The organism is Winogradskyella sp., from assembly GCF_013042245.1.
Taxonomy (GTDB): Bacteria; Bacteroidota; Bacteroidia; order Flavobacteriales; family Flavobacteriaceae; genus Winogradskyella.
This window is the reverse complement of the sequence record NZ_JABDQL010000069.1, coordinates 31,838-42,705: the sequence shown is the minus strand read 5'-3', so window position 1 is coordinate 42,705 and position 10,868 is coordinate 31,838. Positions and strand designations below refer to the sequence as shown.

Genomic DNA, 10,868 nt, shown 5'->3' with positions numbered 1-10,868 from the left:
AGTCGAGAACGCTTGGGGAGCTCAGAATACAAATGATATCTCGACTGTCGCTCGATATGGAATGTGGGGCTGCGTTAATCAAATACTTACACAAAAATGCTAGTTCGAGCGAGAGTCGAGAACGCTTGGGGGCTTCACAATACAAATGGTATCTCGACTGTCGCTCGATATTGAATGTGGGGTTGCTTTAATCAAATACGTACCAAACATGCCAGTTCGAGCGGGAGTCGAGAACGCTTGAAGAGCTCAGAAAATGCATGATATCTCGACTGTCGCTCGATATTAAAAAAGGTTGTTTTAATCAAATACTTACACAAAAATGCTAGTTCGAGCGGGAGTCGAGAACGCTTAGGGGCTTAACAATACAAATGATATCTCGACTGCCGCTCGATATGAAATGTAGGAGGTTCTCTTTCAAACACTTAACTACCTGCCAGTTCGAGCGGGAGTCGAGAACGCTTATAAAAAACTAATTATTCTATAATTCTTTTAGGTACGTAATCCATAGATACAAATGCACTTGATGTATCATTTTGACATATTGAAAGCAGCCTTAATTTATCATAATCTCCACTAGCTAAGGCCAACTTCTTTTTTGAAGACCATTTTTTTATTCTTCTTTCAAAAGATTTGGCTTGAAAAACATCATTGAATTCTTGACTAAAAATTAAAGCTAAAGGTCTTCTTTTGTATGTAAATGCACTTTTATTTAAACCTTGTTGATGCTCTGTTAATCGCCTATCTAAGTTATTTGTAAATCCAGTGTATAGTTTACCGTAATGACATTTTAAGATATAGACATAAAATTGATAATACATAATGGTAACTTATGAAAATTTTTAATTAAAACATACGAACTTTTTAGATATCTCGACTCCCGCTCGATATTGAAATAAAGGGTGTTTTAATCAAATACGTCCCAAAAATGCTAGTTCGAGCGGGAGTCGAGAACGCCTTAGAGTTCAGAATACAAATGATATCTCGACTGTCGCTCGATATGGAATGTGGGAGGCTCTCTTTCTAATACTTAACCACCTGCCAGTTCGAGCGGGAGTCGAGAACGCTTGGAGAGCTCAGAATACAAATGGTATCTCGACTGTCGCTCGATATGGAATGTGGGACTGCTTTAATCAAATACTTACACAAAAATGCCAGTTCGAGCGGGAGTCGAGAACGCTTGGAGGGCTCAGAATACAAATGGTATCTCGACTGCCGCTCGATATGGAAATAGTGGTTTATCTTGAGCTCTGCTAAAAGACTCGGTATGTCAATAAAAATTGATTTAACCGCTCGCGCCAATGGGGTATGTTAAGCTGAAATGTGTTGGCCATTTTTGTACTATCTAATACGCCATAAGCAGGTCTTTTTGCTAGGGTTGGGTAATTAGACGTGCTGATTTTTTTTATATTTATACTTACTTTCAGGTGTTTAAAAATCTCAGTAGCAAAGTCAAACCAGGTGCAAACGCCCGAATTGCTAAAATGATATAGCCCATACAGTTTAGTATCACGCCTAATAATTTTTAGTACTACATCTGCCAAGTCTAGGGCATACGTAGGACTCCCCGCTTGGTCATTAACAACATTTATTTGATCCCCTTCTTTAGATACGCTTAACATGGTTTTTACAAAATTATTCCCATATTCTGAATACAGCCAAGACGTCCTTATGATAAAATATTTGTGAAGGGTCTTTATAATTTCTAATTCTCCTGCTCTTTTTGATTTGCCATAAACATTAATAGGGTTTGTTTTATCCGCTTCTGTATAGGGTTTCTGCTTTTTGCCATCAAAAACATAATCGGTAGATATGTGCATCAATGTTGTATGGTATTGTTTACATACGCTAGCAAGATTAGCCACTCCTTCAGCGTTTACGGCATAAGCCTTTTCTGGGTCAGATTCGGCTTTATCCACATGCGTATAAGCGGCGCAATTAATACAATACTCAAAGTGGTTTTCTCGAAAGGTGTTTTTGATGGACTGTAGATCGGTAATATCTAAAGTTTTTGAGCTGCAATATTGTATTGAAACTTCAGGAAAATTAGCTTCAATTTCTTTTATACACTGTGCTAATTGACTGTCTTTTCCAGTAACTAATACCGAAATCATAATACTAAATCTTTAAATTTTGGCAAGTTCAAATCTTTTTCAGAAAGCTTATAGTCCTTATTTATTTGCTTCCATTTTATGTCTAGTTTTGAATCGTTATAAATGATACCTCTTTCACTTTTTTTATTGTAATAATTATCACATTTATAGCTAAAAATAGTATCATTTTCTAAAACTAAAAAGCCATGGGCAAAACCTCTAGGAATAAACAATTGCCTTTTATTTTCTTCCGATAATTCTATTGAAAAATGATTACCAAAAGTTCTGGAGTTTGGTCTTAAATCTACAACGACATCCTGAACACGTCCTTTAATCACTCTAACTAATTTGGCCTGAGCATTTTCTCCCTCTTGAAAGTGTAATCCCCTTAATACACCTTTGGCGGATTTTGATACATTATCTTGCACAAAATTATTCTGAATACCTGTTCGTTGAGAAAATTCATTTTGATTAAAACTCTCATAAAAGTAGCCTCTTTCATCTTCGAAAATTTTAGGCTGAATAATAAAACAATCTTCTATGAGTGTGGGGTTTACTATCATTCTTAATTATTAACAAGGCTAAGTAAATGTTTACCATAACCGCTTTTTACAAGTGGCTCTGCCAATTTTCTTAGTTGGGTTTCATTAATGTATTTCATTTCAAAAGCAGCTTCTTCAATAGCACCAATTTTAAGTCCTTGTCGTTCTTCTATGACTTCAACAAATTGAGAGGCCTGCAAAAGGGATTTAAATGTTCCTGTGTCTAGCCAGGCGGTCCCTTTATCTAATATGCTTACTTTTAGTTTTCCCTCTCTCAAATAGGCTTTGTTTACATCTGTTATCTCTAACTCGCCTCTATAACTGGGCTTAATGTTTTTTGCTATTTCAATAATGGTATTGTCATAAAAATAAATGCCTGGTATGGCAAAATTAGATTTTGGAACTTTAGGTTTTTCCTCAATAGATATTGCTTTAAAATCATCATCAAACTCAACAACGCCGTACCTTTTTGGGTCGTTGACATGGTAGGCGTATACAATACCACCATCAGGATTATTGTTCTGTTGCAATAAATTAGCTAAACCTGTGCCATAAAAAATATTATCTCCAAGTATTAGAGCCACCTTATCATTTCCTATAAATTTTTCTCCTATTATAAAGGCTTCTGCCAAACCGTTTGGTGCATCTTGAACTGCATATTGAAATTTACATCCTAACGAACTTCCATCTCCTAGAAGTTTTTCGAAAAGTGGCAAATCTTGTGGTGTGGAAATAATTAATATCTCTCTAATACCCGACCGCATTAAGGTAGACAGCGGGTAGTAAATCATTGGTTTGTCGTAAATAGGCATCAATTGTTTACTTACCGCTAATGTAAGCGGGTACAAACGTGTTCCAGAACCTCCTGCTAGAATTATGCCTTTCATTTACGGTTTATATTTTTTCAAAAACCATGTAATTGTCTTCTCAATCCCGGTTTCAAAATTCTCTTCAGCCTGCCAGCCTAATTCATTTTCAATTTTAGAAGCATCGATAGCATATCTAAAATCATGTCCTGACCTATCTTTAACAAACGTAATTTGATTTTTGTAGGATTCATCTTTTGGCCTTAATCTATCTAAGATACTACAAATTTTATTGGCTATGTATAAATTATCTCGTTCATTTTTACCGCCTATATTATACGTTTCTCCAGACTTACCCTTGTGAAAAGCTAAGTCAATACCCTTGCAATGGTCTAAAACGTAAAGCCAATCGCGAATGTTTTTTCCGTCTCCATAAATAGGTATTTCTTCTCCTTTTAATGCTTTTCTAATAATGGTTGGGATTAATTTTTCATCGTGTTGTTTTGGGCCGTAGTTATTGCTGCAATTGGTGGTTACGACATTTATCCCGTAAGTATGAAAATAACTGCGTACAATAAAATCCGAGGCTGCTTTTGATGCACTATAGGGGCTGTTAGGCGCATAGGGCGTGGTTTCTGAAAACAGCCCTTTTTCTCCCAAAGACCCATAAACCTCATCTGTAGAAATATGATGAAACCTGTTGTTCTGCTTTCCTTTTTTGAATTGAAAAGGGGCTTTTATCCAATGGTGTTTTGCAGCATCTATAAGATTAAACGTACCCGTAATATTGGTGTCTATAAAAGCGCTAGGGTTGTTTATTGAATTGTCGACATGAGACTCCGCCGCAAAATGAATGACACCACAAAAATCATGTGTTTCAAATAGACTATTTACGAGCTTTTTATCGCATATATCGCCTTTAATAAAACTATAGTTTGCGTTGTTTGTTAATGTTTCTAAATTAGAAAGCGCCCCTGCATAGGTAAGCTTGTCTAAATTTACTATACTATAATTAGGGTATCTCTTTAATAGGTGTCCTATAAAGTTAGACCCTACAAACCCTAATCCTCCTGTAACTAAAAGTTTCAATACCTGTATTTATTATATAGCACCTTCTTTTTTAAGATACTTGCCTATCCTTAAAAATACAAAAACTAATCCCGATAAAAAGAAAAATAATACTGGAATCCAAAAAACGGCTTTCTTATACCAAGTATCCATCGAATACGATCTTGCTGGGAATTTTGATAGTACAGATACAATATTTTTTTGAGTTGCTTTTTTCATTTTTAAAGCTCTTCGTTGCTCTTCAAGTCCTAATTTTTGTTTGATTAAATTGGCTTCGTTTACAATTAGGTTGTTTTTTTGAGCATCTGCCATAAAAAGGTTTGTTCCTGCTCCAGGAGTAGATTCTTTATTTGATTCTTTTATTCTTATTTCTAAATATTTATTAACTAAAGTGTTTATTTCTGTTTTCTGTTCTAATAAAACCGCATCTTCACTAATAAGATTGCCTTGATTAGCTTCTAAAACACGCTTTAAGTAGTCATTGTCTGCTAATGCAATTGGTAGTTTTTGATTAATATTTTGAGGTATATTTTGACTTGAAGTGAAAATGGTCAGTTGATGTGTATTAAAATCAAAGCCTCTTGCCGAGTCGATATAATCTTCATAATTTGCATCAAGTCTAGATATAGAATCTAAATTTTGCTTGTACTCAGAAAACATTAATGCTGTGGTAATTGGATTGATATCTGGCGCTATAGAAAACCCTTCTAGTTTTGCAGCCTCTGAAACTGAAATACCTAATAATTCTGCTAGTTGTAAAGAATCTTTTAAGGTTGAGGCCAGTTGGTTTAAATTATTTACATTTTCATAAACTTGATAGCCAGAACTAAAATTTGTCTGTATATACATGTTAGCACCATAAATCTTTGCTGAAGATTTATCTAAAAAAAGGCCCATAACAAAACCTAATACAAGGGCTACAGCATAAAATTTTGCGCGCTTATAAAAATGGGCAACTATTAAGATTAAAATACTAAAAAAACTTGTAAAAATTGAAGCTATAAAATTGAAAAAGCGCTGAAACACACGAGCAATCATTTTAAACAATTGTCCTAAATCTACTTCTTCGTTGGTATTTATATTTGTTTTGTTTTCGTTATTTTTACTCATTACTTTTGGTATCGCATTATGTATTTATAAAATTTTAGACCATTAAAAAATAGTCCTAAGAGCAATAGCCCTAAAAGCGGGAGTATTATTTTAAATTTCTTATACCAAATATTTTCCAAAAGTCCTTTTTCTTTGAAAGCCGCAATAATATCAAATAACTGATCGTCAGTAACCAACTCTTTTCTAATATCACTTAATTGATTGAGTATTTTTAATTCTTGATTTAAAAGCACATCTTCTTTGGTATCTGTTTTTTCAATTTGTAATCCAAAAGTGTTTTCAAACCTAGTAGATATATTATTTTTATCAGCTTCTTTTTGTAAAACGTCCAGATAAGTAGCTTTTAGTTTTTGTGTTTCTAGAAGCGAACTTTTTAAATTTTCTTCTTCTAATAAAAGAACACTATCGCGCTTTCTCTTTTTAATTTCAGAATACTTATTCTGTAAAGATGTTTTTAATCCTTCTTCTAGTTTTTTGAATATCTTGTAATCTTTAGAACGTGCTTTTAATAAATAAATTCCTGCATTGTAAATATTTCTATCTTCTATATAATCTTCAAATTCAATTTTTCCTTTTGTAACACTGTCTAAAGGCTTTAAAAAGGCATCAAAATCTTGTATTTGCTCATTTTTGGATTCTGGTCCTATTTCTATATCAAAACTTAAAATAGATTCTGCTTCTGCTTGGGTGACATTAAATTGAGAGCTTAATTCCTCAAGGTCTTCGAGCTTAATAAGCGAGTTATAATAATCTACATTATTAATTAACTCGTACTTTGAATCAAAATATGGTTTTACAAACATCTCAGCAAAATAGACTTTGTCCTTACGCTTGTCCAAGACATATCCTAATACAAGGGCAACTATTGCAACAATACTTATAATTTTAATATTAGAAAATATATCCTTTAAAAAATAAACAAATATCAAGCCTATGGCTGTAAATATTGATTTTATAAAATTGAAAAACCGCTGAAACAAGTTCCCAATCATTTTAAATAATTGCCCTAAATCTACTTCTTCGTTTTGCGGTGTGTGTTTTAAATTTTTGCTCATAACCTATGGATTAAAAATTTGTTCTACTATTTTTTTTGTTATCACATATGTCGGCTTTACACCAGTTGTTCCTAAACCGCCTGAGGCTAAGGTACTTCCTGTTTCAAGAGGATTATCGCTTGCGTAATACGCATAACGCACTTTTACATCTTCATTAATACTTCCTCTTACTTTGGCCGCCGCTTGTATGGCCTTTTGGTAATGTGCGCCTTCCATTTCTAGCCCAATAACATTCCATGTCGATTTTTTAAAGAATTTTAATATTTCTTTATTTTGTAATGATGTGCCCAAAACGGTAATCATGGCACCTTCATAAACAGCAACCCCACAATCTACCATATCTGTTTTACTTAATTCATTTTTAAATGGATAATTGTCTGCTGTGCCCTCAAAAATATGAGCCGAAGGAATCATGACGTCACCTTTACCGCCTTGTAAAATACCTGCTTTGCCCATTATGGATATAGACTTTACATCTAAATGCACTTTTTCTCCTTTTACAGAAACTGGCTTTAATAGCTCGTCCATGGTTTCATAAGCTTGCTCACCAAAAGCGTAGTCCATGACTATAATTACAGCTTTTTCTTCTACTTTATCAACGTTATATTCTAAACTCGTTTTACTGAAATCTATTTTATCTGTATCAAAAATCTGTACATTTATATTTGTTCCAGAAGTATCTTTAATATAAAGCATTCCATTTTTAAACGCTGTCGTCTCTACCTTTTTTTGCATCTCAGCGTTCTGGGATTGACTTAAATCTTCGTAAATATCAAAGATATCTTTCTTTACTTTAGGTGTTTTTATCGCCATCTCGGCAAATAAAGAATTCATGACACTATGCATATTAGCGCTGATTACATGGATAGGTCTTGCTAATAAATTATTCTTTTTTAGGACAGACTTAATATTATCTGCCCAAATTTCGCCATGAATATGATGTCCAAGACGCTCTCTAAGAACAGGGCTAAATGTTACTGTTCTTTTGTTATTATTTACAGTTTCTTCAATAGCTAATTTACCTAACCAATACACTATACTTAAAAAGCGCTCGGGCTGGTTTCCTGTTGCAAAATCTCCATAAGTCTGCACTATTTCATTAAACGTTCTTCCTAAAATATTCGCTGTATGAGTAATTGCAATTTCGCGTTCTTTTGGGGTTAACTTTTTATTCTTAGTAACTGCAGCCTCTAACTTTGCCCAGTCGCGGATTGTTGTGCCTTTATCTTCAATTAATACGCGTTTACTTATTTTATGAGATTCTACGAATAAGAATGTAAGGTGTGTTAAAATATCATAGATTTCTGAACGTCCACGTGTAATTTCTATATTCATTTGCTCCTCGTCAATGCGGTAGCAATTTCGTCTTCGTTTTGGTGGAATTATCGCTTTAAAATGCGAGTCTCCATAACCCTCATCACTAGTTAAATTGATAAATGTACACTCTTCAATACCTTGAGGGAGTCTGTCAATAACATATAAAAGCCCTTCTAGTTCTGCTTTTTCATCAGCAATAGACCCATAAATTTCTGGTCTTAAAAGCAATAAAGCTTCACGAAGTGTTTCACCAGAAACACCCATAGGCTTATAAAAGCCACGGTTAAACAGATGACGCATGGTTATGTACATACGCTCAATAGCGTTAGAACTTTGTTGCGCTCTTGTTCTTTTATGTGTGTTTTTTGTGTTATTCATACTCGGATCTAGCCTGCAAATATAAACTATTTCACGAATTTCCCTTCATGTAAAACATCGGCAATTTTGCGGTCGTTCCCTAATCTTGGGATTTTATTTTGCCCTCCTAATTTGCCAATAGATTTCATGTAATTTTTAAATCCTTCTGTTTTAATTATTGAAATTTTTAAAGGCTGAAGAATATTCCCAACGATTAAGTCTTTGTAATAGCTGTTTTGATTTTGAAGGGATTTGTCAATAATCTCAGTAAAAACTTCTATACTTGGTGGTTCAGTCCCAAATTCAACTAACCATTCGTGGTAAGGCAAGCCTTCTTCTGGATTGATTTGTGGTGCTACTGTAAATTCGTTTATAGACGCACCTGTTTGAGATAGCGCCTCGTTCATGGCCTGCTCTACTTCTTTTCCTATAACATGCTCTCCAAAAGCAGAAATAAAATGTTTAATGCGTCCAGAAACAATAACGCGATACGGTTCTGTACTCGTAAATTGAACCGTGTCACCAATATTGTAAGCCCAAAGTCCTGCGTTTGATGAGATAATCATAACATAGTTGATTCCAACTTTTATATCCTTAATGGTAATACGTATGGGGTTGTCTTCAAAAAAATGTTCAGCCTCAATAAATTCGTAAAAAATACCAGAGTTCAGCTGTAATAGCATACCTTTTTCATTCTGTTTGTCTTGAAAAGCAAAAAACCCTTCACTAGCTGGATACAACTCGATACTATCGACTTTTCTGCCTATAAGATTTTCAAACTTTGCACGGTAAGGTTCGTAATTGACGCCTCCAAAAATGAAGAGATTGAAGTTTTTGAAAATATCTCCGACTTTTTTATCTGTCTTTTCAATAAGCTTTTCAAAATACATTTGCACCCATGAGGGAATACCAGAAATTATTGTCATATTTTCAGGTAAGGTTTCTTGGACAATAGCATCAACTTTAGTTTCCCAATCTTCAATACAATTAGTTTCCCAGCTTGGCAATCTGTTTTTTTGTAAATATTTTGGCACGTAATGCGCTACAATTCCCGAAAGTCGACCAAGTTGAATGCCTTTCTGCTCCTTTAAAATAGGACTGCCTTGAAGAAATATCATCTTACCATCTACAAACCTCGTTTTTCCTGTTTCATTGATATACATTAAAATTGCATTCCTAGCCGCTTCAACATGACTTGGCATACTCTCACTTGTAATCGGGATATATTTTGCACCAGAGGTTGTTCCTGATGTTTTTGCAAAATAGATAGGCTTGCCTTTCCAAAGTACATTTTCTTTGCCTTCAACAACTCTATCAACGTAGGGCTTTAAGGCTTCGTAATCTCTTACAGGAACTCGTTTTATAAAATCTTCATGAGTATTAATACTTATAAAATCATGGTCTTTTCCAAAGGTTGTTCCTGCGGCATCTACGATGAGTTTCTGAAATACTTTTTCTTGGGTCTCAACAGGGTTTGAAGCCCACTTTTTTATTTGCCATGCTACAAAGCTGGCAAATGGTTTTGCTAAAATTGATTTTAAAGATGCCATTATTGAAAATCAATAAAGTTTGTAGGGTTAATTGGATAGCCTTTACTCCAAAGCTCAAAGTGCAAATGAGGTCCAGTACTTAACTCGCCTGTATTTCCTGATAGAGCAATCACTTCACCTGCTTTTACCAAATCGCCCTGCGCTTTTGTTACGGAGCCATTGTGCTTATATACAGAAATTAGCTCATTGTTATGTTCTAAAATTATAACATAACCTGTTGAAACAGTCCACTCTGCAAAAATAACGATACCGTCTGCAGTTGCTTTTACGGGTGTAGTTTCAGGAATTACAACATCGACTGCAAAATGCTTTTCTTCAATATTATAACCTTCTGAAATTGTTCCGTTTACTGGTGGAAATAGTACAAAATTTGAACTATTGGTCTCCGAGTCAAATAAGTTGTATTTATCCTCTTTATCCGCTTTTGCTCTAAGCAGAGAGTCTTCTTTATTCGGAAAAACAGTTTCTATATCTTCTGCTTTTGCAGCTGCTATGATTGAGTCTTTATTAAATTCTGCGCTGGTTATATCTCCTGTAAGTACCTTTTTTATTGAAGCATAGTAGCGGTGATTAAATAATAACTGTTGCTGCAAAGAATCAGCTTTATAGGTCAGCTCCGTTGCTTTTTTCTTTAGTGACGTTGAAGAATACCCTGGTATGTACTCTCGTAATGGCGTGTAAGCGATTAAAATCGTAGTAAAACTGACCAAGACAATTCCTGATAATGCTAGTAAAACAAACACATTAAGGCGATTTAGTTTAATAGCATAACGCTCCTCAAAGGTATCTTCGTTTAATACGACTAAACGGTATTTGTGAAGTAACTTTTTTTTAAATTGTTTTTTCTTTTTTTCTTTTTGGGTCATAGGTTAAACAAAAGTAAATAAAAACGAGGTATAAGAGACTGTTATTAAATCCTAAAATTATAGCAATAACGTTGTAATTAAAGTTTAATTACTAACTTTGTAGTCTA

The 10,868-nt window shown here is 34.2% G+C and carries 10 protein-coding genes; all 10 read right to left on the bottom strand.

The window, feature by feature from the left end; translation table 11 throughout:
* Window positions 1-473 precede the first annotated feature (473 nt).
* Entirely contained in the window at window positions 474-818 is a 345-nt protein-coding gene (locus HKP48_RS05720) for a GIY-YIG nuclease family protein (protein WP_296343745.1), read from the bottom strand.
* A 432-nt stretch (window positions 819-1,250) separates the two neighbouring features.
* Window positions 1,251-2,111 carry a dTDP-4-dehydrorhamnose reductase gene (rfbD, locus tag HKP48_RS05715; protein ID WP_296343743.1) on the bottom strand — a complete coding sequence of 287 codons (861 nt, stop codon included), beginning with the start codon at window positions 2,109-2,111 and terminating at the stop codon, window positions 1,251-1,253.
* On the bottom strand, window positions 2,108-2,653 hold the full coding sequence (gene rfbC / locus HKP48_RS05710) for a dTDP-4-dehydrorhamnose 3,5-epimerase (RefSeq protein WP_296343741.1): 546 nt from the start codon (window positions 2,651-2,653) through the stop codon (window positions 2,108-2,110). Before rfbC ends, rfbD begins: the two co-directional genes overlap by 4 nt.
* A 2-nt stretch (window positions 2,654-2,655) precedes the next feature.
* Window positions 2,656-3,519 (bottom strand): glucose-1-phosphate thymidylyltransferase RfbA, encoded by an 864-nt coding sequence (gene rfbA, locus HKP48_RS05705; RefSeq protein WP_296343739.1) that lies wholly within the window; start codon window positions 3,517-3,519, stop codon window positions 2,656-2,658.
* Window positions 3,520-4,527: a dTDP-glucose 4,6-dehydratase gene (gene rfbB / locus HKP48_RS05700; RefSeq protein WP_296343737.1), complete on the bottom strand. Its 1,008-nt coding sequence runs from the start codon at window positions 4,525-4,527 to the stop codon at window positions 3,520-3,522. It abuts the gene before it with no gap.
* Between the two features lie 12 nt (window positions 4,528-4,539).
* Window positions 4,540-5,616, bottom strand: coding sequence for a hypothetical protein (locus HKP48_RS05695; protein ID WP_296343735.1), 1,077 nt, complete (start codon window positions 5,614-5,616; stop codon window positions 4,540-4,542).
* A complete protein-coding gene (locus tag HKP48_RS05690; RefSeq protein WP_296343732.1) occupies window positions 5,616-6,671 on the bottom strand; it encodes a hypothetical protein in 1,056 nt (351 codons plus the stop codon). Before HKP48_RS05690 ends, HKP48_RS05695 begins: the two co-directional genes overlap by 1 nt.
* Before the next feature lie 3 nt (window positions 6,672-6,674).
* Entirely contained in the window at window positions 6,675-8,366 is a 1,692-nt protein-coding gene (locus tag HKP48_RS05685) for a hypothetical protein (protein ID WP_296343729.1), read from the bottom strand.
* Window positions 8,367-8,392: 26 nt separating this feature from the next.
* A complete protein-coding gene (locus HKP48_RS05680) occupies window positions 8,393-9,895 on the bottom strand; it encodes a GH3 auxin-responsive promoter family protein (RefSeq protein WP_296343727.1) in 1,503 nt (500 codons plus the stop codon).
* Window positions 9,895-10,761: a M23 family metallopeptidase gene (locus HKP48_RS05675; RefSeq protein WP_296343725.1), complete on the bottom strand. Its 867-nt coding sequence runs from the start codon at window positions 10,759-10,761 to the stop codon at window positions 9,895-9,897. The genes HKP48_RS05680 and HKP48_RS05675 overlap by 1 nt, the downstream gene beginning before the upstream one ends.
* Window positions 10,762-10,868: the final 107 nt, after the last annotated feature.